The sequence below is a fragment of the Capnocytophaga felis genome, from assembly GCF_009684755.1.
In the GTDB taxonomy this organism is placed as follows: domain Bacteria; phylum Bacteroidota; class Bacteroidia; order Flavobacteriales; family Flavobacteriaceae; genus Capnocytophaga; species Capnocytophaga felis.
Window position 1 is genome coordinate 674,397 of record NZ_BLBC01000005.1, and the last position, 25,896, is coordinate 700,292.

Genomic DNA, 25,896 nt, shown 5'->3' on the forward strand with positions numbered 1-25,896 from the left:
AGAATCCGTTTATTCAACAAAAAAACATATCTTTGCGATACGGGAATATTCTTTACTTCTTTGTTTAAAATCAGAACAATCAAATAATTCGTAAATAAAAAATGAATGAAAATATCCGTAGTCATCAATACATATAATGCTGAAAAACACCTACAAACGGTTCTGGAAACAGTAAAAGATTTTGATGAAATTGTGATTTGTGATATGTATAGCACAGACAAAACCATCGAAATTGCTAAGAAATACAATTGCAAAATCGTTTATCACGAGCGTTTTACGTATGTAGAACCTGCTCGGAATTTCGCTATTCATCAAGCTACAAACGAATGGGTTTTGGTAATTGATGCTGATGAAACTGTCCCTCCAAAGTTAAAAGAATATCTATATAACATTATCAAAACTCCCAACTTGGGAGGAGTTTATATTCCGTTTAAGAATTTCTTTATAGGCAAATGGATGCGTTCGGCATATCCTGACTTCAAATTGCGATTTTTCAGAAAAGAAGGAGCATATTGGCCTAATGAGATTCATTCCACTGTAAAGGTAAAAGGCGATGTAATAAAAATTCCCAGAAGAAGAATTGATTTAGCTTCTGACCATTTAGCAAATGATTCTATCAGCACAATTTTAAGAAAAACTGACACTTATAGCAATGCTGAAATTGAGCGTAAAAAGAATAAAAAAGTCACAACTTTCAGTCTTATTTTTTCTCCATTATTTTGGTTTCTAAAATATTACTTCATCAAAAAAGGATTTCTGGACGGAAAAAAAGGATTCATCTTTGCCTGTCTTAAGGCACAATATAAATTCTCCTGTTTAGCAAAGATTTATGAATATCAGGAATTGAATAAAAGTTACAATTAATGGATTTGAGTATATTTAAAAATAAAAATTTTTTGTTTGTTATGCCTAACGACTTCAATTTGTATGAAGTTTTTGCTCATAACCTCAAAAATATTGGGTTTAATCTGATTCCCTTAAAACCACATAGTTTTAAATATAAAACGAAAGATAAAGTCATTAATTTTGTAAAAAAAACATTCTTAGGCGACAGAACTTATAAACAAAAACTCATCAAAGCCTATTATTCGGAACACATCCTTAATGAAATTAAATCTCTAAAAGAAAAATCGGTTGATTATGCTTTTGTCATTCGCCCCGACCTACTTTCAAAATCAACTTTAAACCATATTTTGAAAATTGGAAAAAATGTAGTAGCATACCAATGGGATGGATTAGAGCGTTTTCCTTCCGTGTTTGACTGCATTAGCCAATTTGAAAAATTTTATGTTTTTGACCCGAATGACTTTGAAAAGTATGTCAAAAAATACCCAAATATTAAACTCAATAGTAATTTCTATTTTGATTTTGATTCAAATACATTAAAAGAAAAGGAAAAAAATGTTATCTTTTATATGGGAAGTTACATAGAAAATAGAGTTGATGATGTAATTTATGCAGTAGAAGAATTAGAAAAATATAATATCCCTCTTAATGTCAAACTGGTTTATCATAGAAAAACGTTACCCTTTATCAACAAAAATATTCAGTTTTTACAAGAGCAAATGAACTTTTTTGACTATTTGGAACAGGTAAAACAAGCTAAAATTCTTTTGGATTTCAAAATGAAAAAACACAACGGACTTTCATTACGTTTTTTTGAAGCCTTAAAATATGAAAAGAAAATAATTACAAATAACGCCTCGGTGGTAAATTATGATTTCTACAATCCGAATAATATTTTCATATTACACAAAGATAATTCAGCAGATTTAGAATCTTTTTTGTTTTCGGATTACGAGAAAGTTGCTCCTGAAATCATCAAAAAATATGCCTTTAGCTCGTGGTTATATCGTTGCTTCTTTGAATAACGACATCGTCTTTGACAAGTAAAATCATATATGACATAATCATAACCAAGGAAGCATACTCGTCTGTTAGTACAACTGTAAAAAATGATTGAAAAACTATAACAAAAATCATCAAAAAAGCTAAAACTTTATGCTTTTTGTCAGCTAAAAAGAATGGATAAAAGTAAATAATCAGTAACAATATCAGCCCCATAAATCCAAATTCCATTGTTGTTTGAAAGTATTGGTTATCAGCGTGCATATAATCACCAAGATAACTATAAAAATATTGATACGTTTCATTGAGAGGATGAGCTAATCTCTTTTCTGTAAAGACATATTGTGCTTGGCTGGCACCTCTTCCCAATAAAGGATTTTCCTTTATAGTTTCCCAAGCTATTTCCCAGAGAAAAATTCGTGGATTTTCTTTTAAATCATTTTCAGAGAGTCGTCCGTGGCTTGAAATTTTGAAAAAAATTAGAATAATAACAATTCCACCTACAAAAATTGCCCAAAATTTAGATCTTTTCCAGGTTTCTACTAAAGAAATACATCCTACAATAAACAACGAAGTCAAATAGCCATTTCGCCCTTCTGAAATATGCAATATACTAAAAATCAACAAAAAACTACATACATAAAAAATCCATTTTATTTTTGAAAGACTCTTATATTTATTTGAAACAATGTACCAGATACTAACTAAAGCCAAATTTAGGTATATGTTATATTTCATATGATGATTCACAAAGGAAATACGAGTTTGTGTAAACAATTCTGCTCTGTTACCCGAATTTAAAAATTCAAAAAAACCTATCTTCAATACAACCAAGTAAAAAACAGAAAACAAGGCAACAACTATAATTGCATTCAAATAATAACTCAGTTTATGATAATTCGTAAATCCTAAAATTCCACATAAAGCCAGCCCTGATAGTGGAATACGAGTTTTTAGCAGATAATCAAAATACAAAGTATGTTGCTCAAAAGGATAATATAAAAAGAACAACAGAAAGAACAAAAATACAACTCCGTAATAGATATGCATTTTGTTATAAGTAAAGGTCTTCCAACGTTTATTATAAATAAATTCTATTAATAATGTAATAGGAATCACATACCATAAATCACGAGTATTACTTATATAAAAAATGTCAGTAGATAACACCGAAAGACATCCCAATACAGGAAGATAATTAATAATTTCCCCTATGACATTGTTTAATTTTTTCTCCAAAGATTCCATAAATTGCCTATATATCATCTAACAAATCCAAAATTTCCGAATCTATTTCTACATCAAATTTTCGAGCAAATAATTTTTCTTCTTGTTGAATAAGTTCCTGTAAATCTGTCGATTGAAATAAAACAGGAAGCTGACAACCTTTTCTATCCCAATTTACGTATGTAACTGAAGGTTTTATCTTAATTCCCACATCCGATTCCTGCAAATGCATCAGTACAGAATGAAAAAAAATCTCATCGGGAGAAGAAGTAAACTTATAATAATCCTCTAAGTTTTCCTTATTTTCTCGCAGATAGAAAACCATTTTCTGAAATGTTTGTTCATTAAAAGCCCACCATTGTGAACCTGCATATTGTTTCAGAAAAATAGGCTCCCTTTTAGGTAATTGAAACAATTTTTTGAGATTTTTAAAGGACAACCTTCCTTTCAGAAAATGAATTAAAATACGGATTTTCTGCTTTATATTTGTATGAAAAAAAGGTGCATACGAGTTACTATCACTACGCTTAGAAGAATGCAAAATATGGTAGTGGAAAATCTTGTCTTTTACCACTTTCTTTTTCCATTTCTTCTCTATCGGTATAATTTCTATAAAATTATAGTCTTTATTAACACTTAGGAATTTATTAATTTCCACCTGATTTTTAATAGGATAATCTTGTCCGCTCATCAATATAACAAATCCCTTTCGGTTATCATTCTTGACGGCTTCCATCAAGTTTAACGTTGCTTTTACGATAGAAAAGTCCCCCCAAAAACACTTCTCTCTCTTCGAAATAAAAAAAACATTAGGTTTATTAATTTCTTTCTGGAAATCATCAATTTTCACTCTTAAATCCAAATGTATGTAAAAGTAAGCCTGCCCGTCATCAAGTTTATCTATCATACGAGCAAGTTGTTTTGGATTTCTATGAGCTAAAATGATGTAATTCTTTTGCATAAACAGAGATTTTCATTACTGAAGCAAATAAAGTAATATCACTTGTGGCAAAAAACCAGCAACCCAACTTAAAAAAGAAGCCCAAAGAGTTTGTTGTGTTAGGTATATTCTGGCAGAAGCAACCAAACCACCCACAAAAATCAAAATAGATATAACATACATCAAATCAATATTATAAAAGACGCTCAAAAAAATGGTAAATCCCGTAATTCCTCCCATCAACATTACAGATAAACTCCCTAATAACTTTAAAAATTGCATAAAAACAATCACAAAGCAACCTATCGCTAAGTTTATTATGTATAAATATAATATCGGAAATTTATCTATTGTAATGATTTTTAATGCAATAATTATCAGAAGAGAAATATAGGCATAAAGAATCCATTTTCGTTTCTCAATCGGAACTTCAAAAGGGGAATCTATCCAATTTATAATGTGTAAGATAAGATACAACAAAGTAGGAACAGCCACGGAAACAATAACTAACATCGTCCAAGCGTTTTTCATCTCCTCGACAGGCAAAAATACAGGAGCTACCAACAAAAAAAGTATCATTCCATATATGGGAAACCATATCGGGTGAAATAAAAATGATATGACATAACTTAAATATTTCACAAAACAATTTTAATGTTTCAACTATGGTCCTATCATCCGTTTAAGTTCATTGAGCTTCATCAGTGCTTCAACGGGAGTTAAAGTATTGATATCCAGTTGTAAAATTTCCGATTTGATTTCTTCCAGAAGCGGGTCGTCCATATTGAAAAAGCTCAGTTGCATTTCTTTTTGGGCAGATTTCAACGTTTGCGAAGTATTTTCCGAAGCGTGCGAACTTTCCAACTTTTTCAGCATTTTGTTGGCTTTCTGAATAACAAACTGAGGCATTCCCGCCATTTTCGCCACGTGAATTCCAAAGCTGTGTGCCGAGCCTCCCGAAACCAACTTTCGGATAAACAATACATTATCTTTCGTTTCCTTTACCGAAACATTGAAGTTTTTAATCCGCTCAAAACTTTCAGTCATTTCGTTGAGTTCGTGGTAATGGGTTGCAAATAAGGTTTTTGCCTTCGACGGATGTTCGTGCAGATATTCGGCTATTGCCCAAGCGATGGAAATTCCGTCATAAGTGCTTGTTCCCCGCCCGATTTCATCTAAAAGCACCAAGCTCCGCTCAGATATGTTGTTCAAAATCAGTGCTGCTTCGTTCATTTCCACCATAAAGGTCGATTCCCCCATCGAAATATTATCGCTGGCTCCCACACGCGTAAAAATCTTATCTACAACGCCAATCTGTGCCGAATCTGCCGGAACAAAACTCCCAATTTGAGCCAACAAAACAATGAGTGCCGTCTGACGCAAAATCGCCGATTTACCCGACATATTAGGTCCCGTAATCATTATAATTTGCTGTGAATCACGGTCAAGATACACGTCGTTGGCAATGTAAGGCACTCCCACCGGCAATTGTTTTTCAATCACAGGATGCCGCCCATTTTTGATATCCAACACAAACGATTCATCTATTTCAGGGCGATTGTAATTATTTTCAAGGGCAAGTGAGGCGAATCCGCAAAGGCAATCCAACTGCCCCACAAGCGTTGCATTTTGCTGAACCTTAGGAATGTAACTTCCTATCCAAGCAATCAGTTCGGCAAAAATGGCTTGTTCCAACTGCGAAATTTTTTCTTCTGCTCCTAAAATTTTAGCTTCGTAAGTTTTTAATTCTTCGGTAATATAACGCTCGGCATTCACCAAGGTTTGTTTGCGAATCCAATCCTGCGGAACCTTATCTTTGTGCGTGTTACGTACCTCAATATAATATCCGTGAACGTTATTATAATCAATTTTTAAGGAAGAAATTCCTGTTTTTTCAGTTTCGCGTTTGAGCATTTCGTCCAGATAGTTTTTTCCTGAAACGGAAAGCCCACGAAGCTCGTCCAATTCAGCTGAAAATCCTTCGGCTATTGCATTTCCTTTGAGAACGTTTACAGGAGCTTCTTCACTGATTGTCTGCGTGATACGCTGGCAAAGCGATTGGCACAAATGCAACTTTTCGCCCAAAAGTTTCAGGTCGGGATTATCGGATTTCAGACATATTTCTTTTATCGGAGGAATAATCTCTAACGAATTTTTAAGCTGAACGACTTCCCTCGGGCTGATTTTTCCTGTCGCTACTTTTGAAATAAGTCGCTCAATATCACTTATTTTCGAGATATTTTCCTTGATTTTTTGTAACACGTCAATATGCCCGATAAAATAAGCGACCACCTCGTGGCGTTGTTTTATCTTGATAATGTCTTTCAGCGGAAGTGCCAGCCAACGTTTCAGAGTTCGGCTTCCCATTGCGGAAATCGTTTTATCAATAACATCTAAAAGTGTTACCGACTGGCTGGACGTTCCCGTGTAAAGTTCCAAATTACGAATGGTGAATTTATCAAGCCACACGTAAGCATCTTCCGCAATACGCTGAACGGAAGTAATGTGTTGTAATTTGTTGTGCTGTGTTTCAGACAGATAATAAAGCACAGAACCCGCTGCTAGTAAGGCTTCAGTAAGTTCCTCAACCCCAAACCCTTTCAGGGAATTGGTTTGAAAATGCTGGGTGAGGGTTTGACGGGCATAATCTTCCTTGTACACCCAATCTTCCAAATAGAAAAGATGAAAATCCTCCCCAAAACTTTCCGAAAACTCTTTTTTTTGCTTTTTGGCAACCAAAACTTCACTGGGCTTGAAATTTTGTAAAAGCTTATCAATGTTAGCTTTATCTCCCTGAGCTACCAAAAATTCGCCCGTAGAAATATCCAAAAAACTGATTCCGTTAGTGGTTTTTCCCAACCAAACCGAAGCCAAAAAATTATTCGATTTGGAATGAAGAATATCATCGTTTAACGCAACTCCCGGAGTAACTAACTCGGTAACGCCACGTTTTACGATGCCTTTTACGGTTTTGGGGTCTTCAAGTTGGTCGCAAATGGCAACACGGTAACCCGCCTTTACTAACTTGGGTAGATAATTATTGATGGAATGGTGTGGAAATCCGGCAAGTTCGGTACGCTCACTTCCGTTGTTGCGATTGGTCAACACAATATCAAGTACTTGTGCCGCTTTTACGGCGTCTTCACCAAAGGTTTCGTAAAAATCGCCCACCCTGAAAAGTAACAACGCATCCGGATATTTTGCCTTAATCTGGTTGTATTGCTTCATTAAGGGGGTTTCTTTTGCCGTATTTTTTGCCACAGTTTATTGTTTTATTTTATTATGATTTTTATTTAATCCTGATGAATTTAATATTTTACGTATTTTCTGCTTGCTTTTCCTTGTTATGTAACTTTTATTGAAGTAGAACAACATCAGCACTAATGCGGTATAAATCAGCATTATGTATGCAAATAAATAAAAAGATTCAGATATTGTACTGAGAAGCATAACAACCAGAAAAATTATCAGATTGATTGTTGCCAGAAGCAAACTCGCCCTTGCGTGTGAAAGTCCCATATAATCAATCATTACGTGATGTATGTGATTTCGGTCAGCTTTAAAAGGTTTTCCGTGGCGGATAGTTCTTGCTATGAAAACACGCGTTGTGTCAAAAAACGGAACGAATACAATGGCAAGCAACACCCACATTTTGTTTGAAGGATTGATATGAGCTTTTTCCAAACTCAAAGAAGACAATGAAAGAAATTTCAGAGCTAAAATCCCGATAATGAAGCCCACAACCATTGAGCCTGCATCTCCCATAAAAATTTTCTTTCTGGAGGACAGGTTGTATCTTAAAAACGCCAACAAAAAGCCTACACATAGTAGCGAGAATAAGAAATAATACTCATCTCCCGATTGGTAAAAAACATAGCTAAAACACCCGAAAATAACAATACCGACCATTGCCGCCGAACCATTTATTCCATCAATCAAGTTAAAAGAATTAACAATGGACATCGTTATGAAACAGCTGAAAATAACCGAAAACCAAAAGGGAATTTCATCAAGCCATAAAAAGCCATCCAATGAATATATTCTTAGTTTTGCCTCGAATAACAACACAAAAGTAGCCAAAAACTGACCTATAATTTTAGTACTGGGATTTACTCCCGTAAGGTCATCTTTAAGCCCTAAAAAAAACATAACGCTAACCGCCGAAGCTATGTTAACTCCTACATAATCAACATCATATTCTCGAATAAAGAAAAGAGTAAACATCAGGCTGACATAGAAAGCAATCCCTCCCATTGTAGGAGTACTTTGTGAATGAGAGCTTCGTTCGTTGGGAGCATCCATCAATTTTTTTCTCCGCACAACGTATATGATGCTAGGCATTGCCAAATAGCACACAGCAAAGGACAATGAAAAGACCCAAGCTGCAACTATTTCCGGAGTTTGTAAAAAAGTAAATTCTTCCATATTAGTATTTACACCCGACAAAGATATAGAAATAAAACAAATGCCACAATTTTAATTTTGTTTGATTTTGTAGGCAAACTTAAACACTAAATATCCCTTTTCTTTATATTTAATTACATCAAATAAAAATAAGCATCACAAGTATTTGATAGTTATTCCGTTTTAAGTTTTATTTCTCTGCATAAATCACTTGCTATCAAGTTTTCTTGTCCTTGTTTAGAAGCGATTTTATCCCCTGCTTTTCCGTGTGTATGAACACCTAAAATGGCGGCTTCTAAAGGGCTATAATTCTGCGAGAGTAATCCGGTTAAGACTCCTGTAAGTACATCTCCGCTACCTGCCGTAGCCATTCCTGCATTGCCTGTGGAATTTATCCAAAATCGTATTCCGTTGGTAATCATTGTATAAGCCCCTTTTATGATTAAAATTATTTGGTGCTTCTTGGCAAATTTTTTAGCTTTATCCATTTTATCAAAATCGTCTTTCCATTTACCAATAAGCCTTTCCAATTCCGCGGGATGCGGTGTAAGAATTGCATTTTTAGGAATTTTATGTGCCTGCTCCGGATTTTCGGAAAGTATGTTGAGAGCATCGGCATCAATCACAAATGGCAAATTTGAATATTGCTCAAACAATTCAAACAAAACTTCTGCTGTTTGAGGCTGATTTCCCATTCCTATACCTATGCCTACAACGGAAGGTACTATCGGAATTTGAGTAGGAGAAAGATATTTTTTGCTTTTAGAGGTAATGACCATTGCTTCGGGTACGGCTGTTTGTAAGATTTCATATCCGCATTTAGGAGCAAACATCGTCAAAAGCCCTGCACCTGAACGAAGTACAGCAACTCCGCCCAATACCATAGCTCCCATTTTTCCGTAACTTCCCCCTACAAGCAAGGCGTGTCCGAAAGAACCTTTGTGTGAAAACTTATCTCTCGGTTTGTAAATTTCATTTGCGTAGCTATCAGTAATTAACTGGTATTCAGAATTAATATCTCTCAATGCAGATGGTTCCAAACCAATGTCTAAAACTTCCCAATTCGGAATATATTTTCCGGTTTGAGGAAGGAGAAAAATTAACTTTGGCGTTTGGAATGTAAGCACGATATCCGATTTGATGAAAATTTCGTCCTCCATTGGAACTCTATCCAAATAAAAGCCTGAAGGAACATCTATGCTTGCCACGTAAGCCCCTGATTCATTGATTTTTTCAAAGATACACTGCATCCAATCGGCAACATATCGGTTAAGTCCCGTTCCAAAAACAGCATCTAAAACGATGTCGCTTGCCATAACCTCAGGAGCCTCTGAGCAAGAATATAAATCCGTGATTTTTACCTTTTTGCCTCGCACAAGAACTCCTAAATTCTTCAAAAAATTATCTGTTGGATTTTCGTTGAAATTAACGATATAAACCTCTACATTTCTTTTTGCTTTGGCAAGCATTCGGGCAACTGCAAGTCCGTCGCCACCATTGTTGCCTACGCCTGCATATACAACAACTTTTTTACTCAAATCCGTATTGTTTTGCAACCACAAGAAAACTTGTTCAGCGGCTCTGTCCGTCAACTTTTTGCGTGTGGTTCGCTGCCTTTTGGTAGTTTGATTATATGCTTGTTGTATTTGTTCTGTAAATAAAATTTTCATAATTATGCAAGCGAAACAAAGATTAAAAAATCCGAAATTACTAATTAATAATTCCCCAAAGATATATCTTTTCGCAGAGAAAACAAAGAATTAATCTTAAAAAAACATAAACTCCGCATTTCTGTACAAAATGCGGAGCTCATTTTTGTTGTTTTGCTATTCTCTTACTTTAATTTTTTCTGTTCTTCTTGAAATTCTTTAAACTGCAATAAGAGATTATTATTGGCACGCACTAACGCATTGGTTTCGAGTAACAAGTTAAAATATAGCTTAGTATTTTTCGGGCTTGTTTCGGATGTTCTGATTCTGTCAATTTGCTTTTGTACCATTCTTGAAACATCTTTCTTCAAAACCATACCATCTTGCAGAATTTGATTCAGATTTGCATAATTCTCTCCTTTGAAAAGTTTCACCTCATTTTCCAATAAATTTTCAAGACTTTCAGAAATCCACTTCAAATCCCTTAATTGATTAAACTTCAAATTTTTATGATTATTATTAACGTGTTCGTAACTGTGCGTGGTAATGGCGTGCAATGATTGTGCCATATCTTGCAAGTTATCCAGAATCATTATATAGAATTTACTTGAAGCTACCGAGCTATCATTCAATGATTTAATAAAGTAGAACACATTTCCTTTCAATCCATCAAGCTCTTTTTCTAATTTTTTGGTTGTTTTTTTATCTTTGGTCAAATTACCTAAATCCTGTGTTCCTAAATTTGTAACAACCTCACTATAAACGGTTTCTATTTTCGAAATTGTGTTTGCTATGTAATTTGAACTTTCTTTGATAACTCCGCTAATGGTAGCCAAATCAGCCTGTTCAAACATAGGTTTTCTGCTTGCTTCTTTTTCTTTTTGTCTTTTTTTGTAGCTCACAGCACTTCGGAATAAAAGAAACCCTACAAAAGAAATCAGCGAAATCAGACCTATAACTTCTCCATAATAGAGAGCACCTGCAACAATGAATGCCCCAAAGAAAGCTACTATTGCCGTCATAAACCATCCTCCCACAACTCTGATTACTCCGGCCACACGGTAAACAGCACTGTCTCTACCCCAAGCCCTATCGGCTAATGACGAACCCATTGCCACCATAAACGTAACGTAAGTAGTTGATAGCGGTAACTTTAAAGAAGTCCCCATAGCTATCAAGCTACTTGAAACAACAAGATTCATTGCTGCACGAACCAAATCAAAGGCAGGTAAATCTTCCTTACTAATGGCAGGATTGTGTTCGGGTTTTTCAAAACGACTGTCTATCTTTTGGCTTAATGATTTGGGTATGACAGCATTAACTACATAAGAGATAAAAACCGTAATTCTTACAATGAGCCGGGAAAGCATATTTGAAGCAAATTTTTCTTCTCCTTCTCCATCGTTTTGGTGTGAAAGGCTTACTTCTGTTTCCATTACATTGCGTGCCTTTTTTGAGAACCAAAGCGTTAGTACCATTATCGCTCCAGCCAAGAGCAGCAAAGCCGTTGGTGCCGTCATTCCTTCACTCAGCCCCGACATCAAGAAGCTGTCGTGCTCCGAACCTGATGATTGCCAAAGCACAAAAGATTGCCAAGCAGCCACAGGAACCCCAATGAAATTAACCAAGTCGTTTCCTGCAAAAGCCATAGCCAATGCAAACGTACCACTCAAAATTACAATTCGGAATATATTGACCCTCAGTTGAATTAAAATGTGTGAAAGTGCCGAATAAAATACGAAACATCCGCCTAAGATGTAAAAAATATTCGTATCCATCCAAGCTATTGTTTCCTTTGAAATGAAGGCTATTCCCTTCAATCCTTTGAATATTATAAAATACGTAAGTGCAGTCAGAGCAACACCTCCAAAAACACCTCCCACATATCTGATGCTTTTCTCATAGCGGAAAGAAAAAACCAAACGTGCCAAGTACTGCACTATGGTACCCACAGTAAAGGCAATTACGATAGAGGTAAAGATTCCTGTTACTATTTTGGTAGCTTCCTTGGTGTTGATATATTGCCCGAGTGTTGAAAGAGGCTCTTTATTGGCACTTATTTTGATGATAGCCAAGCAAACTGCTGCTCCAAGTAGCTCAAACACAATGGAAACAGTAGTTGATGTAGGCAATCCCAAAGTATTGAAAAGGTCAAGCAGTAATATATCGGCGAGCATAACCGCCATAAAAATGACCATCACCTCATCAAAGTAGAATTCCGTTGGATTAAAAATTCCCTTTCGGGCGATTTCCATCATTCCACTGGAAAAAATAGCTCCGAAAGCCACACCAATGCTCGCTATAATCATAATAGTTCGCAATGTAGCTACTTTTGAACCTACCGCCGAGTTTAAAAAATTCACTGCATCGTTACTCACCCCCACTGTTAAGTCTACAACAGCAAGGACGAAAAACACGAATAGCATAAAGATGTACACTTGTTCCATACCAAATCTTTTTGGGCAAATATCCGTCAATCGAAAACGATGCGTGTTACCAAATCGTTAATAATTGTCGTTTTTTATTATTTTTATTTTAATTAAAACTCTTTTTCAAGGATGTAAAATATCATTCTTTCATAAAAATAAAAGAAACTATCTTCTATCCCTACATTTTTCTTGCCCGGTTAAATTATAAATTTTTTGAACTTCACTTAAAACTTCTTCAAAGTTAATATTCAAATCAATCAGTCGTCCGGTTTTCAAATCAAAAACCCAACCGTGAACTGTAGGAAATCTGTTTTCAAGATAACTCTCCTGCACACAAGCCATTTTGATGACATTTAAGCACTGTTCCAAAACATTTATTTCTACCAAACGTTGGTAACGAAGCTCTTCATCTTGAATGCTATCCAATTCCGTTTGATGTAAACGATATACATCACGAATGGTTCTAAGCCAAGGATTTAGCAATCCGAAATCTTTTGATTGCATTGCTGCTTTTACTCCTCCACAACCATAATGCCCACAAACAATGATGTGTTTTACCTGCAAATGCTCCACAGCATACTGAATTACAGCCGTTGAACTCATATCCAAAGTGTTTACTACATTGGCAATGTTGCGATGTACAAAAACCTCTCCGGGACCTAAACCCATTAATTCTTCGGCAGTTACACGACTATCCGAACATCCGATATACAAAAAATCCGGATTTTGAGTTTTTGCCAATTCTTTAAAAAAATCAACATTTTCTCCCTTCTTTTTTGCTACCCATTTTCTGTTGTTCTCAAAAATACTTTCGTACGTAGGCATAAACTTTTTGTAGAAAATTCAGCGACAAAGGTAAGAAAACAAATCAAAAACGGATGTTGTTTCTATGAAAAATCAATTTTCTTTACAAACTCAATAGTTAAATAAATTATAAAAACAAGGAAACTTATTTGGTTTTTTGAGTTTCCTGAGTATTTTTGCAATCAAGCTGAAAACCGATGAAAGAACAACTTATAATTACTGCTCGAAATCTGTTGATTGATTTGGGAATCAAGTCTGTTACGATGGACGATATTGCCCGAAAAGCAGGTGTTTCCAAAAAAACACTCTATCAACATTTTAAAGATAAAACCGACCTTATCCGAACCGTTGTGTTGTACGTTAGTGCCGAACTCAACGACCAAGCCAAAACAATTATGTCGAGCGAACAGAATCCCATAGAGCAACTTTACGAAGCCGAGCGATTCTTTTCGTGTCAGCCAGTAATTGTAAACAATTCACCACAGAAACAATTGCAAAAATACTATCCGAAAATTTATAAAGAATTACAAAACAAACAGTTGCAAGAGGTTGGCGGATTAATTTTACAGAACCTCAAAACGGGGATTAAACTCGGACTATATCGTGAGAACATCAATTTGGATTTCACAATGCGTCTGTATTTACATATAATGATTGAATCGGGCAATAACTTGCTATTTTTCAGTGATTATGATGAAAATACAATCGTTGCCACTTATTTGGAACACCATATACGAGGTATCGCCACTCCAAAAGGTGTTGCTGTATTAGAAGAAATTTTAAGAAAAGATTAAAAATCAAAAAACTGAAAAGAATTAAAAATTTAGAATAAATACAATGAATCATAAATTTATTTTTATTTTACTGATATTCTGCGGATTATCAGGATTTTCGCAAGAAACTCAAACCTATCAATTTTCATTGGAAGAAGCCATTTCCTTTGCCATTGAAAACAATTTAAAATCAAAAAATGCGGCAGCCGACGTTGAAGCCGCTCGCAAAAAGAAATGGGAAGCCACCGCCACCGGATTGCCTCAAATCAATGCCAAAGTAGATTATCAACATTTTTTAAAACAGCAAGTTACGCTTATTCCTGCAGAATTTTTCGGAGGAAAAAAAGGCGACTTTGCCGAAGCTACTTTCGGAACCAAGCAAAACGTAAACGCCTCGGCAACGCTTTCGCAATTGATTTTCAACGGTGCTTATTTGGTAGGATTGCAAAGTGCCAAGGTGTATTTGCAAATTTCGGAACTTTCCAAACAGAAAAGCGACATCGAGCTGAGAAAAGCCGTTGTTGATGCTTACGCCAATGTGCTGCTTTCCGAAGAAAGCATCCGTATTTTGGAAGAAAACAAAAGCGTTTTGGAAAAAAATCTGAATGAAACTAAAGCCATTTTCAAAAACGGATTGGGCGAAGAGGAAAACGTAGAACAACTTCAAATCACCCTTGCCAATATCAACAATAACCTCAACAATACCAAGCGTTTGTACGAACTTTCCAAAAAGATGCTTAACATCACTTTGGGTTTGAATTTGGACGACCGCGTGGAATTGAAAGATAATTTGGAGCAACTCACCACACAAACGGTAATTGAAAGCATTGAAAATCAGAATGATTTTAATTTAGAATCGAACATTGATTTTAAAATTGCTTCCAATGGTGTTCGCTCGCAGGAATTGCTCGTAAAGTACGAAAAAAGTCAGTCGTTGCCTACTTTGAGTGCCTTTCTAAACGGAAGTTACAACGCTTTTGACAACAAATTTTCATTTTTCGACACAAACAAAAGATGGTTTGGCAGTGCACTTTTTGGAGTGAGTTTGGAAATCCCGATTTTCAGTTCGTGGATGCGTTCAAGTAAGGTGCAACGCTCGAAAATAGAATTGGAAAAATCAAAAAACGATTTGAATTTGGCAAAACAACAATTGCAAATGCAGCACGATAAAGCATTGAGCGACTTGCAGTTTGCCATTGAAGAACATCATACATTACGAGAGAATTTGGACTTGGCAAAACGTATCGAAAGCAAAAATCAAATCAAATACACCGAAGGTTTGGCAACAAGTTTTGAACTGCGACAAGCCCAATTGCAACTCTACACCGCCCAACAAGAATTTCTACAATCGATGGTTAATGTGTTGAATAAGAAAGAAGTTTTAAAGTCGTTGCAGACTAATCAAAAAAACTAAAAAGATTGAAAATTTGCAAAATGCTAAAACCTTGTTTGTCAGCAAAAAATAACAAATGTTTTTTTAAAGCACTCAAGATCAAAGAGAAAAAGATGAACAAAAAAACGCAAAATTACCTACGCATTTACGCCAATATCAACAAAGAAGATTACACCGAAACCGAAAAAGAGGCTTTGGTAAAAACGCTCATTACCATTGGGGAAGATATTTTTGAGCAGACAGACCTGCGAATGGACATTAACGGTTCGGGCTACGGCATTTCAAAAGGCGACCCGCTGGTAAAACAAACCACTTTTTGGAAGAAAATTGATAAAAAAGGATATAAAAATTTGTTCGGAATCAGTGCTTCACACAAAGATGATTACAGTTATAGGTCGCAATTCAATCTGTGGATACAGTCGTATAACTTTTCTCGGTTGGATATTGAGTTTTTCTGGAAAGCTAATGATAGTTTTGACCACGAAAAAGCTAAAAAAATCATCGAAGCCTATTTGCCCATTGCCCGAATTGATTACGCTTACGGCTATCTTGCTGACAAAAACCTAACTTGGGGAGAATGGATAACAAAAGAAAGTTTCTGGAGTTCCACCTCTTATATTCCTAAGGAAGAAGAGATTTGGGAAGAGCAAATTGGCGAAATACCAAACGGGAAAATGAAAAAAATGTACGCTTTTAATGTGTTGAACCAAAAACAAATTGAAAACATTCAAAAAGAATACAAAAAATTGGATATAAAGGTTATTCGGCTGGATAATGAACTTGAAATTTGGCAAAAAAATCTATCGTAATTATAATAAATTTTAAAAAACAAAAATTATGAATCAGAAAAAATTAAAAATCCCGAAAAATTACTTTGAGTTAATTTCTGAACATCAAGATAACACAAATTCGGCACAAAAAGACCAATACGGCTTTGAACTGGACACCGAACTGAATATTTTTTATGAAACAAAAGAAGAAATTCTTGAAGAAAGCCAAGAATTGCCCAAACATTTTCCGTTAGAGGAAGCCGAAGATTATGCAGATTACGAAAAGGTAAATGAATATGATTTGGGTTACCTCACTGATTTTTCGAAGATTTTAACCTTCGGAATGGACGGTGCGGGTTGTCAGTTTTGTATGGATTTTAATAAAAATGAAAATGAACCGAGAATCATTTTTTGGGACGACAGAGATTTGCGTTGGCGAGTAATTGCCGATAATATCGAAAAGTTTTTCGCTTTATTTAAAGACGAACCCTATCCGTATCATCTAAATCAATAATTCAATATCTATTATAAATCATCGCATCAGCAACCTACGGAAGTTTAAGACATTAGTAATTAACTACTTATAGGCACCAAAAAAACAATTATATCTTCCTAAAAAGAAGAATTAGAAAAATTGTTGTAAAAATCCAAAATTATAATTTTTTTAATTATGGTAAAAAATAACAATCAAATCAAACGAGTTTTACAAAAGATGGTATCATTGGGCATTACCCCAAATAGTACGCTTTCTTTAGTTGAAATTCGTGAAATTGAAGCAAAATTACAGTTGAAACTCCCAGAAAGTTATGTCAATTTCCTAACTGAAATTCAAAACGGCTGTCAATCACATCAACTGCACCAAAAAGCTCCCTATTATGGTTTTTATTCTTTGCAAGAGGCTTTGAAAATGAATGAGGAATGGCAAATCACACTTAATGAGTCATTTCCCTATATAAATGATTTTGATTTTGAAGATGTTATTAATTTTGGAGAAAATACAACTTATGACGATATCGAAAAGCGAATGGAAACAGACAATGATTTTGCCAATCTGATAAACAAATATAGTAGTACCGACAATCTAAACGGAACTATTCCCATTTGTGAATACGGCTGTGGTGATTTCTTTCGTTTGGTTATAAATGGAAAAAAGAAAGGAGAAATTTGGGTGGATTGTGGCTGTATCAATCTTACAGGATATTACGCTATGAATGTGGATATTATTACATTTTATGAAAATTGGCTCGATAGGCAAATTCACTTAAAATCCTATCCTCAAGACAAAATGAAATATTTACAAGCCTACTACCCAATTTTGGAGTTTGGCAATAATCCGAAGTATAAATTGGAACAAAATTGATATATTAACCCAATAATGAAACAAAAAATTATGAACTTAAAAGAAATATTAAATTACCGTCGTGCGGTGCGTTTGTATGACGAAACTAAACCCATTCAAACGGAAAAAGTGCGTGAATGTTTGGAATTGGCACAACTCGCTCCCACAAGTTCCAATATGCAGTTGTGGGAGGCATATCACATTACGGATAAAGCCGTTTTGGAAGAATTAGCAGTAGCTTGTTTGTCGCAAAGTGCGGCGAAAACTGCTCAGCAAATGGTGGTTTTCGTAACTCGACAGGATTTACATCGCCAAAGAGCCAAAGCCGTTTTAGAGTTTGAAAAGGGAAATGTGCAACGCAACAGCCCTTCGGAAAGGCAAGCCAAAAGAATAAAAGACCGCGAAACTTACTACGGTAAATTGATGCCTTTTTTGTACAGCAGGTGTTTCGGTTTATTGGGTGCGATACGCAAAATAATGATGCTGAGCATTGGGTTATTTCGCCCGATAGTAAGGCAAGTATCCGAAGCCGAAGTACGAACCGTAATTCATAAAAGTTGTGCATTGGCAGCACAAACTTTTATGATAGCAATGGCTGAAAAACAATACGATACCTGTCCGTTAGAGGGTTTTGACAGCAAATTGGTAAAGAAAGCCTTAAAACTTCCTTCCGATGTAGAAATTAATATGATTATCTGTTGTGGCATCCGAAAAGAAGGAGGTATTTGGGGCGAACGATTCCGCGTTCCGTTTGAAGACGTATATCGTCACGTGTAAAAGATTGGTTGTAAAAATATGGAAAATAACATAAAAATATTCGAGCAGAAAAAAGTCCGTTCGCAGTGGGACGAACAACAAGAGAAATGGTGGTTTTCCATCGTTGATGTGATTGAGGTTTTAACGGGAACTGACAGACCTCGAAAGTATTGGAGCGACTTAAAAGCTAAACTTAAAAAGGAGGGAAGTGAGTTGTCCGAAAAAATCGGACAACTGAAAATGCTTTCTTCTGACGGAAAATATTACAAAACCGACGTTGCTGACACTGAACAATTACTAAGGCTTATTCAATCTGTGCCGTCGCCTAAGGCTGAGCCATTTAAACTATGGTTGGCTCAGGTGGGGAGTGAACGTTTGGACGAAATGCAAGACCCCGAAATTTCCATAGACCGAGCCTTGCAACAATATCTCAAACTTGGATATTCCGAAAGTTGGATTAACCAAAGGCTCAAAAGTATCGAAATTCGTAAAGAACTCACCAATGAATGGAAAAAACGAGGCGTGAAAGAAGGACAACAATTTGCTGCCTTAACCGATATTATTACCAAAGCTTGGTCAGGCAAAACCACCAATTCTTAAAGGACTGAAAAAAGAAAATTTGCGAGATAATATGACCAACACGGAGCTTATTTTAAATATGTTAGCCGAAGCCTCTACAAAAGACATTTCGCAAGTTACACAACCCGAAACCTTTGAGCAAAATATGACTGTAGCCAAACAAGGAGGTAACGTAGCCAAAGTCGCCCGTGAAGAACTCGAAGCCCGAACAGGCAAAAAAGTAGTTTCTTCCGCAAGTGCCAAAAAAATGTTAGATAAGAAAAAAGAATAGAAGTAAAAAAATAAAAATCAAACAACAAATAAAATCAGTTACAATGAAATACATTAAAATTCAGTTTATTGCTTCCGCTTTAGTGCTTTTGGCATCGTGCGGAGAAAACAAAAACCCATCGGTGGAAGAAGTCATCGCCAAAGGTTCAAAAGAAGAAATCCGTCAGAAAAGAGACGAAATTTCTGCCCGCATAAAAGAACTCGAAACACAAATCACCTCGCTTGATGCTTCGCTGAGTAAATTTCCCGAAGAAAATTCAGCTCAAGTGTTGGTGTCGCTTTTGGAAGTAAAAGACACGCTTTTTAACCACTTTTTGGAGTTGCAAGGCACGGTAAAAACCAATCAAAACATCACATTAAATGCCGAATTTGGCGGTGTTTTGGAGAAAATATACGTGCAAAAAGGACAAAATGTGCAAAAAGGACAACTTTTGGCATCAATTCAAGATGGCGGAATTTCCCAACAATTGGCACAACTGAAAATCCAAGCCGAATTAGCAAAAACTACCTTTGAACGCCAATCGCGATTGTGGGAAAACAAAATCGGGTCGGAAATTCAGTTTTTACAAGCCAAATCAGCTTACGAAACGCAACAAAGTGCTGTGGAACAGATGCAAAAACAAGTTGCCAAAGCCAATATCTACGCTCCGTTTTCGGGAGTAATTGACGATGTGATAACCGATGTAGGTACGGTGGTAGCTCCCGGAATGCCCGTGCTTCGGTTGGTGAATTTGTCGGATATGTATTTGGAATCGGACGTGCCGGAACAATACGCTTCCCACATAAAAAGAGGAACACAAGCGAAGGTGGATATTTCCGTTTTGGGCGAACAATTCGACACAAAAGTAAGTCAAGTTTCTAATTTTATCAATCCGTCAAATCGTTCGTTCAGAATTGAAATCCGTTTACCCAACAAAAACAACGCCATCAAACCCAATATGACGGCACGTTTGCAAGTAAATGATTATCAAAGCAAAGCAGCCGTTTTGTTACCGCTTGACATTATTTCGGAGAATGCTAAAGGCGAGCAATATGTATTTCTTGCCAAAAACACCAATACGGAAAATCAGTACGTTGCCGAGCGTGTGGTCATCACCACCGGAAAAACACAAAACGGCTTTACGGAAATCCTTTCAGGAGTAAAAAAAGGCGACAAAATCATTAAAGAAGGTGCAAGAAGCGTGCAAGAAGGACAACACGTAACCATTTTCTAACCTTATTGCCATCTTGAGGATTCTTACAAAGGAAAGAAAAAGAAAAACCTATCAAAAACTTGCAATAACAGGCAAGATATAATGATTTTTATTCACAAAAGAAGATAAAATACAGCAAATTCATCATAAAACAACTCATTTATGACAAAAAGAAAACCTAAAAAATTTTCAATCGTTGAGATAAATAACATTATCGACATCGCAGGAAATCACCCCAATCAAAATCCGGAGAGAGGCTTCCTGTATATAGAGAAAAATATGACTGATTTTGAAGATTCCTTCGATGAAATACTCAACATCAAAGACTTGGAAACGTTGGACTGCTGTGTTTTATCTTCCAACTGTGAAATAACATTACCCAACGGACGAAAATTCTGTGGAATATCTTTCAAAGGTACAGCCGGAAAGGAAAAAATCACGGAAACAATCCGAAAAGACTGGCAAAAAAGAGGTTTTGCATTTGCTGAAATCCAAAATAATACACTTGTAATTTCAACAGGAGAAAAAGCAATGTTAAGCGATTGCAAAGCAATTACATATAATTATTAACACAACTAAATTCATCTATTAACAAGCAAAAAAGAAAAGATATGACACAGAAAGAATACGCAGAATACCTCGGGCGACTTATCGGAGAGGAAATAGATACAGATAGTGATATGTTGGAAGATGAATTCTACGCATATTTTCAATGTTTTATGCCCTACGGAGAGAACATCGACAAAGTTTTTGAGCCTGTACCCAACGGGCAAGCACTCTGCGAACGTCTAAAACCTATTTTCAAAGCTACGGAAGAGGAGGTACTTCAATCTTTTGATAAAAATGTTTCTCCGGGCTACTTTGTACCGGATAAAAAGGGAGAAGAAAGCGAAATAAAAGCTATCGGAAAGCAATTTTTAAAAGAATTGACTGATTTTGCTTCATTTCTGGAAGACGAAACCTTACAACAATACTTAGCAGACATTAAGGAGATAGAAATTTCCAAAGAAACAGAGCAAAACTTTGATGACGACAAGTATAGTTATCTATGCGAACTGTTTTCGGATTGGATGATTGACAATACGGATTATGACAGCCTTATTTCCATATTAAGAGAGGCGTATTATTCCATAAGCTGCGATTATTTTTTATCCGCATACTTGCAATATCCAAGTTTCACCGATAAGCCAAGCTCCGACTTTCTAAAACCATACTTTAACTTATGGCAAAAAGGTTATAACTTCGTGATAAATGACAACAGAATGATACTTTTTACGTCAAGTGATATGTAAATTAGCAACATACACTTAAAAAACAATGAATTAAAGATAAGGCATTACAAACACATTTATAAAAAATTCAATGTAGGCGTATTTTTTTATCTAATAAAGCAATAAACATTCAAAAACATTTGTAAAATACACAAGAGAAACCTATAAAAATATAAATTCAATCAATAAAAATAGAATTGCAATGAAAAATAATGCAAGTACAAGCAGTAAAATTGCAAAAACAACCAAGAATAATACAAAAACAAGCATAAATCGCACAAAAAAAGTCATATAATTACGAGAGGGATTAGTAAAAATACAAAAGCAAGATATTTTTATCAAAGAACAACACATAATAATACGAATAATTCAAAAACAGACATAAGATATGCATACAAACATCCATCAAATGAAAGTTAATACTCGTCAGGATTTTGTAAAATTCTTAGAGATGCTAAAAAATAATCTTGAACACGCTCCGGAAGATTGGGAGAATACAACTTTACCTGACTTTCTGGACGCTTTAAGTCGATATACGGAAGATATTCAGCAATATTATAGCAATACCAATCAAAATATTGATGCAAATGTTCCTAATTGGGGCATTTTTGCCGATATTTTTAAAGGAGCAATGCTATATGAATAGAAAAATAACCACAAGAAATACTATTTTTTAAAAATAAACCCAATATTTTATTATGAGTAACATTAAAGATAAAGAGTTCAAGATGTCATCTTGGGCAATCGACAACAAATTCACCATTTACGTGATGATTTTTATCTTTTTCCTTGCCGGAACGTTGGCGTATATGGGTATGCCACGCGAAAGCTTCCCTGAAATTAAGGACACAAAGATTTATATAAGCGTTGTCTATCCCGGGAATACCGCCGAAGACATTGAAAGACTTATCATCGACCCTTTGGAAGACAAACTCAAAGGAATAAGTCACGTAAAAAAGATAGAATCATCTTCGCAAGAGGACTATGGAATGATAACCCTTGAGTTTACGGAGAAAATCACCATTGAAAGTGCCTTGCAAAAGGTAAAAGATGAGGTGGACAAAGAAGTTTCAAGCGAGGACTGGCCTACATTTAACGGGGCAAAGGTGGAACCTAATGTGTTCGACATTACTATTTCGGAGTTTATCCCGATTTTGAACGTAAACATTGCAGGAAATTACCCCACCGCCAAGCTCAAAGAGTTTGCCGAGCAGATGCAGAAGAAAATCGAGAGTTTGCCAGAGATAAAAGAGGCAACCATACGCGGGGCACAGGAAAAAGAAGTGGAAGTAGCCATTGATATGTACAAAATGATGGCTTCGCGAGTGAGTATTGACGATGTGATAAACGCCATCGGAAGGGGGAACGTAACAATGTCTGCGGGGAATCTCATTTCCTCTGGGCAAAGACGTACCATACGCTTGGTGGGAGAGATAGAAAAGCCTGAGGATTTGAAAAACTTCGTTGTAAAATCGGATAAAGGCATCGTTCTTTTGGGAGATATTGCCCAAGTATCGTTCCGTGATAAGGACAGAACCACCTACGCTCGCGAATTTGGTCAGGGAGTGGTAATGCTGGACGTGAAAAAGCGTTCGGGAGAGAATATGATTCAGGCAAGTGAGAAAATCAAGGATTTGGTAGCGGAAATGCGAAGTGATTTCCCCAAAGACCTATCGATAACCATCGCCAACGACCAATCGCAACAGACCGAAAATATGGTAAGTGATTTGAGTAACAACGTAATCTTCGGGGTCATCTTGGTCGTGGGCGTGTTGATGTTCTTTTTGGGCTTCCGCAACGCACTTTTTGTGGGCTTTGCCATTCCGATGTCAATGTTTATGTCCTTTATGATAATCAACGCTTTGGGATATACGCTTAACACGATGATTCTTTTCGGTCTCATTATGGGGTTGGGAATGCTCGTGGATAATGGCATCGTGGTCGTTGAGAATGTATTTAGATTGATGGAAAAAGAAGGAATGAGCCGATACGAAGCAGCGAAGGCAGGCATCGGGGAGGTAGCCGTGCCTATCATTATTTCAACGCTGACCACGGTGGGAGCCTTCTTGCCCTTAGGAATGTGGCCGGGCGTGATGGGGGACTTTATGGTGTACTTCCCGCTGACGCTCTCCATCGTGTTGGGGTCGTCGCTCTTCGTGGCAATATTCTTCAACTCGATGTTAGTTTCCGAGTTTATGGACATTAAAGAGAAAGTCCTCAGCGTAAAACAGCTGGTAAAGACAAGTATATTACTCTTCGCCATCGGTACGTTTATGCTATTGGTTGGGGGAGCGGTGCGAGGCTTAGGAACGGTGCTTTACTTTACCATTATTTTATTATGGGCATACAAATATATTATCAAAGGGCTTGCCGATAGTTTCCAACAGAAGGTACTTACGCGAATGGAGGATATGTATGAGAAAACCCTTCGTTTTACTCTTCGCGGGAAGAATCCGTATTTGTTAGTAGTTTCTACTTTTGCTTTGTTGGTGTTGTCATTTGTGTTGTTCGGTTGGTCGGTAGGCACGGGACGCACCAGTATTAACTTCTTCCCTGATAATAAGCCCAATCAAATCATTGTGTACATCGAATACCCCGAAGGAACGGACATCGAAAAGACCAATGCAGTAACCCAAGACATTGAAAAACGAATGTACGCCATCTTAAATAGCGAGCAATACAAAGACGGAGATTATAACTTTATGGTAGAATCGGCAGTAGCTCAGGTGGGAGAGGGGGCAGGCAACCCGTACACGGACGGAGCCTCTGCGGCAGAGATGCCCAATCGCGGGAAGATTACCGTAACGCTCAGGGAATTTAAATACCGCCGTGGGCAGGACTCGGAAGAGCTTCGGGCAAAAATCCAATCCGATTTGCGAGGCGTGTACCCAGGGGTTTCTATCTCTGTGGAGAAAGACCAAAACGGACCACCAGCGGGGCATCCGATAAACATCGAGCTTCGGGGCGAGGATTACGGTGAACTCATCACCACCGCCGAGCGTATGCGTGATTTTATCAGTCAGAAAAACATCGCAGGGATTGATGAGCTGAAAATCGATGTAAATAAAAACAAACCCGCCATAGAAGTAGAAATAGACCGCGTAAAAGCAGGCGAATTGGGTGTTTCCGTAGGACAGATTTCCAATCAATTACGTCGTTCAGTATTTGGAGAAAAAGCAGGCGTTTACAAAGAAAAAGGCGACGATTATGACATCTACGTGCGTTTTAATCAAGCCGACCGCCATAACCCTAATGTTTTATTTGACCAACACATCATTTTCAGAGATGCCAATACGGGAGAATGGTTGCACGTGCCTATATCATCGGTAACGAAATATAAGAACACATCATCATTCAGCACGATAAAACACAATAAAACCGACCGTGTGGTAACTTTATATTCGGCTTTAAGTCCCGGATTTAATGATGCGGGAGCCATCGTACGACAAATACAAGGACAAATGAAGAATTTTGACCTTCCTGCCAACATCAAAATTGATTTTACTGGTCAGATTGAAGAACAAAACAAAGAAATGGCATTCCTTTCAACGGCTTTGCTTATCGCCGTGGGGCTGATTGTGTTCCTTTTGGTGTATCAATTCAACTCGATAGTGAAACCAACACTGATTTTTATTACCATATTACTCAGCTTCACGGGAGTTTTCTTAGGACTGATTATCACGGGGCAACCGTTTGTGATTCTGATGACGATGATGGGGATTATTTCCTTGGCCGGAATTGTGGTAAACAACGGAGTGGTGCTATTGGATTATACACAACTGCTTATCGACCGTAAAAAAGAGAAAATGGGCTTGGCGGTGTACGACAAAATAAACAACGAATCGGTTTACGATGCGATTGTAGCGGCAGGGAAAGCTCGTTTGCGTCCTGTTTTGCTTACGGCAATCACTACCGTACTGGGGCTGATACCGCTCGCCATCGGGTTTAATATCAACTTCTTTACTTTGTTCGATTCACTCAACCCGAATATTTACTTCGGAGGAGATAACGTTATCTTCTGGGGACCACTAGCTTGGACAGTTATTTACGGACTGGTATTTTCTACCTTCCTGACGTTGGTTGTGGTTCCGGTGATGTTCTACCTGACTTCAAAATTCTCAAATCGTTTTGGGAAAGTGTATCAAGAGGACGAAAACGGAAAAGTGATTTTGGTGGAGAGAAAAGGATAAAGAAGCGAGGGACAAGTACCAAGAGACAAGTATCAAGGATAAAGTTAAAAGTATAAAGTAC

At 36.6% G+C, this 25,896-nt stretch carries 23 protein-coding genes; 15 read left to right on the plus strand and 8 right to left on the minus strand.

The annotated features are described in order from the left end of the window. The first annotated feature begins 105 nt into the window (after positions 1–105). Both GN105_RS04340 and GN105_RS04345 read left to right on the plus strand, forming a co-directional pair. Positions 106–864 (plus strand): glycosyltransferase family 2 protein, encoded by a 759-nt coding sequence (locus GN105_RS04340; protein ID WP_155284188.1) that lies wholly within the window; start codon positions 106–108, stop codon positions 862–864. Positions 865–905: 41 nt separating this feature from the next. Beyond that, positions 906–1,871 (plus strand): WaaS/CpsH family glycosyltransferase, encoded by a 966-nt coding sequence (locus tag GN105_RS04345; protein ID WP_155284189.1) that lies wholly within the window; start codon positions 906–908, stop codon positions 1,869–1,871. Here GN105_RS04345 and GN105_RS04350 read toward each other — a convergent pair. From GN105_RS04350 to GN105_RS04385, 8 genes are all read right to left on the minus strand, one after another. After that, on the minus strand, positions 1,837–3,114 hold the full coding sequence (locus GN105_RS04350; protein WP_155284190.1) for an O-antigen ligase family protein: 1,278 nt from the start codon (positions 3,112–3,114) through the stop codon (positions 1,837–1,839). The two genes, GN105_RS04345 and GN105_RS04350, sit on opposite strands and share 35 nt — an antisense overlap. Beyond that, on the minus strand, positions 3,104–4,036 hold the full coding sequence (locus GN105_RS04355) for a beta-1,6-N-acetylglucosaminyltransferase (RefSeq protein ID WP_155284191.1): 933 nt from the start codon (positions 4,034–4,036) through the stop codon (positions 3,104–3,106). The genes GN105_RS04350 and GN105_RS04355 overlap by 11 nt, the downstream gene beginning before the upstream one ends. 15 nt (positions 4,037–4,051) lie before the next feature. Next, positions 4,052–4,657: a hypothetical protein gene (locus GN105_RS04360; RefSeq protein ID WP_227978805.1), complete on the minus strand. Its 606-nt coding sequence runs from the start codon at positions 4,655–4,657 to the stop codon at positions 4,052–4,054. A 21-nt stretch (positions 4,658–4,678) separates the two neighbouring features. Beyond that, on the minus strand, positions 4,679–7,243 hold the full coding sequence (gene mutS, locus GN105_RS04365; protein WP_173014964.1) for a DNA mismatch repair protein MutS: 2,565 nt from the start codon (positions 7,241–7,243) through the stop codon (positions 4,679–4,681). Between the two features lie 36 nt (positions 7,244–7,279). Next, positions 7,280–8,440, minus strand: coding sequence for a glycosyltransferase family 4 protein (locus GN105_RS04370; RefSeq protein ID WP_227977312.1), 1,161 nt, complete (start codon positions 8,438–8,440; stop codon positions 7,280–7,282). 152 nt (positions 8,441–8,592) lie between these two features. Further along, on the minus strand, positions 8,593–10,089 hold the full coding sequence (locus tag GN105_RS04375) for an NAD(P)H-hydrate dehydratase (RefSeq protein WP_155284193.1): 1,497 nt from the start codon (positions 10,087–10,089) through the stop codon (positions 8,593–8,595). Between the two features lie 164 nt (positions 10,090–10,253). Further along, the gene (locus GN105_RS04380) at positions 10,254–12,515 is read right to left on the minus strand and encodes an inorganic phosphate transporter (RefSeq protein ID WP_155284194.1); all 2,262 of its coding nucleotides are present in this window, start codon (positions 12,513–12,515) and stop codon (positions 10,254–10,256) included. A gap of 147 nt (positions 12,516–12,662) precedes the next feature. Next, positions 12,663–13,322: a carbonic anhydrase gene (locus GN105_RS04385; RefSeq protein ID WP_155284195.1), complete on the minus strand. Its 660-nt coding sequence runs from the start codon at positions 13,320–13,322 to the stop codon at positions 12,663–12,665. 176 nt (positions 13,323–13,498) lie between these two features. Here GN105_RS04385 and GN105_RS04390 point away from each other — a divergent pair, with 176 nt between their 5' ends. The 13 genes from GN105_RS04390 to GN105_RS04445 all read left to right on the plus strand — a co-directional run bounded on the left by GN105_RS04390 (position 13,499) and on the right by GN105_RS04445 (position 25,835). Next, a complete protein-coding gene (locus GN105_RS04390; protein ID WP_155284196.1) occupies positions 13,499–14,095 on the plus strand; it encodes a TetR/AcrR family transcriptional regulator in 597 nt (198 codons plus the stop codon). 43 nt (positions 14,096–14,138) lie between these two features. Then, the gene (locus GN105_RS04395) at positions 14,139–15,488 is read left to right on the plus strand and encodes a TolC family protein (RefSeq protein WP_155284197.1); all 1,350 of its coding nucleotides are present in this window, start codon (positions 14,139–14,141) and stop codon (positions 15,486–15,488) included. Between the two features lie 92 nt (positions 15,489–15,580). Further along, on the plus strand, positions 15,581–16,276 hold the full coding sequence (locus GN105_RS04400) for a hypothetical protein (RefSeq protein ID WP_155284198.1): 696 nt from the start codon (positions 15,581–15,583) through the stop codon (positions 16,274–16,276). A 28-nt stretch (positions 16,277–16,304) separates the two neighbouring features. Further along, entirely contained in the window at positions 16,305–16,751 is a 447-nt protein-coding gene (locus GN105_RS04405) for an SMI1/KNR4 family protein (RefSeq protein WP_155284199.1), read from the plus strand. A gap of 156 nt (positions 16,752–16,907) precedes the next feature. Next, complete coding sequence (locus GN105_RS04410; protein WP_155284200.1) at positions 16,908–17,597, plus strand: SMI1/KNR4 family protein; 690 nt, start codon at positions 16,908–16,910, stop codon at positions 17,595–17,597. Positions 17,598–17,627: 30 nt separating this feature from the next. Further along, the gene (locus GN105_RS04415; protein WP_155284201.1) at positions 17,628–18,353 is read left to right on the plus strand and encodes a nitroreductase family protein; all 726 of its coding nucleotides are present in this window, start codon (positions 17,628–17,630) and stop codon (positions 18,351–18,353) included. A gap of 18 nt (positions 18,354–18,371) precedes the next feature. Then, complete coding sequence (locus tag GN105_RS04420; protein ID WP_227977311.1) at positions 18,372–18,932, plus strand: BRO-N domain-containing protein; 561 nt, start codon at positions 18,372–18,374, stop codon at positions 18,930–18,932. Between the two features lie 31 nt (positions 18,933–18,963). Further along, complete coding sequence (locus tag GN105_RS13140; protein WP_227977310.1) at positions 18,964–19,182, plus strand: hypothetical protein; 219 nt, start codon at positions 18,964–18,966, stop codon at positions 19,180–19,182. Between the two features lie 43 nt (positions 19,183–19,225). After that, a complete protein-coding gene (locus tag GN105_RS04425; RefSeq protein WP_155284202.1) occupies positions 19,226–20,395 on the plus strand; it encodes an efflux RND transporter periplasmic adaptor subunit in 1,170 nt (389 codons plus the stop codon). 141 nt (positions 20,396–20,536) lie between these two features. Further along, positions 20,537–20,944, plus strand: a complete 408-nt coding sequence (locus tag GN105_RS04430) for a hypothetical protein (RefSeq protein WP_155284203.1) — start codon at positions 20,537–20,539, stop codon at positions 20,942–20,944. 41 nt (positions 20,945–20,985) lie between these two features. Next, positions 20,986–21,666 carry a hypothetical protein gene (locus tag GN105_RS04435; RefSeq protein ID WP_155284204.1) on the plus strand — a complete coding sequence of 227 codons (681 nt, stop codon included), beginning with the start codon at positions 20,986–20,988 and terminating at the stop codon, positions 21,664–21,666. 367 nt (positions 21,667–22,033) lie between these two features. Next, complete coding sequence (locus GN105_RS04440; protein ID WP_155284205.1) at positions 22,034–22,291, plus strand: DUF7660 family protein; 258 nt, start codon at positions 22,034–22,036, stop codon at positions 22,289–22,291. A 52-nt stretch (positions 22,292–22,343) separates the two neighbouring features. Continuing rightward, entirely contained in the window at positions 22,344–25,835 is a 3,492-nt protein-coding gene (locus tag GN105_RS04445; protein WP_155284206.1) for an efflux RND transporter permease subunit, read from the plus strand. The last annotated feature ends 61 nt before the right edge of the window (positions 25,836–25,896 follow it).

Bases quoted from the DNA above. Each gene is read 5' to 3' on its own strand.
- mutS (WP_173014964.1), bottom strand. From the start codon at position 7,243: ATGAAGCAATACAACCAGATTAAGGCAAAATATCCGGATGCGTTGTTA.
- GN105_RS04375 (WP_155284193.1), bottom strand. From the start codon at position 10,089: ATGAAAATTTTATTTACAGAACAAATACAACAAGCATATAATCAAACT.
- GN105_RS04345 (WP_155284189.1), top strand. From the start codon at position 906: ATGCCTAACGACTTCAATTTGTATGAAGTTTTTGCTCATAACCTCAAA.
- GN105_RS04380 (WP_155284194.1), bottom strand. From the start codon at position 12,515: ATGGAACAAGTGTACATCTTTATGCTATTCGTGTTTTTCGTCCTTGCT.
- GN105_RS04350 (WP_155284190.1), bottom strand. From the start codon at position 3,114: ATGATATATAGGCAATTTATGGAATCTTTGGAGAAAAAATTAAACAAT.
- GN105_RS04370 (WP_227977312.1), bottom strand. From the start codon at position 8,440: ATGGAAGAATTTACTTTTTTACAAACTCCGGAAATAGTTGCAGCTTGG.
- GN105_RS04415 (WP_155284201.1), top strand. From the start codon at position 17,628: ATGAACTTAAAAGAAATATTAAATTACCGTCGTGCGGTGCGTTTGTAT.
- GN105_RS04440 (WP_155284205.1), top strand. From the start codon at position 22,034: ATGCATACAAACATCCATCAAATGAAAGTTAATACTCGTCAGGATTTT.
- GN105_RS04405 (WP_155284199.1), top strand. From the start codon at position 16,305: ATGAATCAGAAAAAATTAAAAATCCCGAAAAATTACTTTGAGTTAATT.
- GN105_RS13140 (WP_227977310.1), top strand. From the start codon at position 18,964: ATGACCAACACGGAGCTTATTTTAAATATGTTAGCCGAAGCCTCTACA.
- GN105_RS04425 (WP_155284202.1), top strand. From the start codon at position 19,226: ATGAAATACATTAAAATTCAGTTTATTGCTTCCGCTTTAGTGCTTTTG.
- GN105_RS04430 (WP_155284203.1), top strand. From the start codon at position 20,537: ATGACAAAAAGAAAACCTAAAAAATTTTCAATCGTTGAGATAAATAAC.
- GN105_RS04420 (WP_227977311.1), top strand. From the start codon at position 18,372: ATGGAAAATAACATAAAAATATTCGAGCAGAAAAAAGTCCGTTCGCAG.
- GN105_RS04340 (WP_155284188.1), top strand. From the start codon at position 106: ATGAAAATATCCGTAGTCATCAATACATATAATGCTGAAAAACACCTA.
- GN105_RS04355 (WP_155284191.1), bottom strand. From the start codon at position 4,036: ATGCAAAAGAATTACATCATTTTAGCTCATAGAAATCCAAAACAACTT.
- GN105_RS04400 (WP_155284198.1), top strand. From the start codon at position 15,581: ATGAACAAAAAAACGCAAAATTACCTACGCATTTACGCCAATATCAAC.
- GN105_RS04395 (WP_155284197.1), top strand. From the start codon at position 14,139: ATGAATCATAAATTTATTTTTATTTTACTGATATTCTGCGGATTATCA.
- GN105_RS04390 (WP_155284196.1), top strand. From the start codon at position 13,499: ATGAAAGAACAACTTATAATTACTGCTCGAAATCTGTTGATTGATTTG.
- GN105_RS04410 (WP_155284200.1), top strand. From the start codon at position 16,908: ATGGTAAAAAATAACAATCAAATCAAACGAGTTTTACAAAAGATGGTA.
- GN105_RS04445 (WP_155284206.1), top strand. From the start codon at position 22,344: ATGAGTAACATTAAAGATAAAGAGTTCAAGATGTCATCTTGGGCAATC.
- GN105_RS04385 (WP_155284195.1), bottom strand. From the start codon at position 13,322: ATGCCTACGTACGAAAGTATTTTTGAGAACAACAGAAAATGGGTAGCA.
- GN105_RS04435 (WP_155284204.1), top strand. From the start codon at position 20,986: ATGACACAGAAAGAATACGCAGAATACCTCGGGCGACTTATCGGAGAG.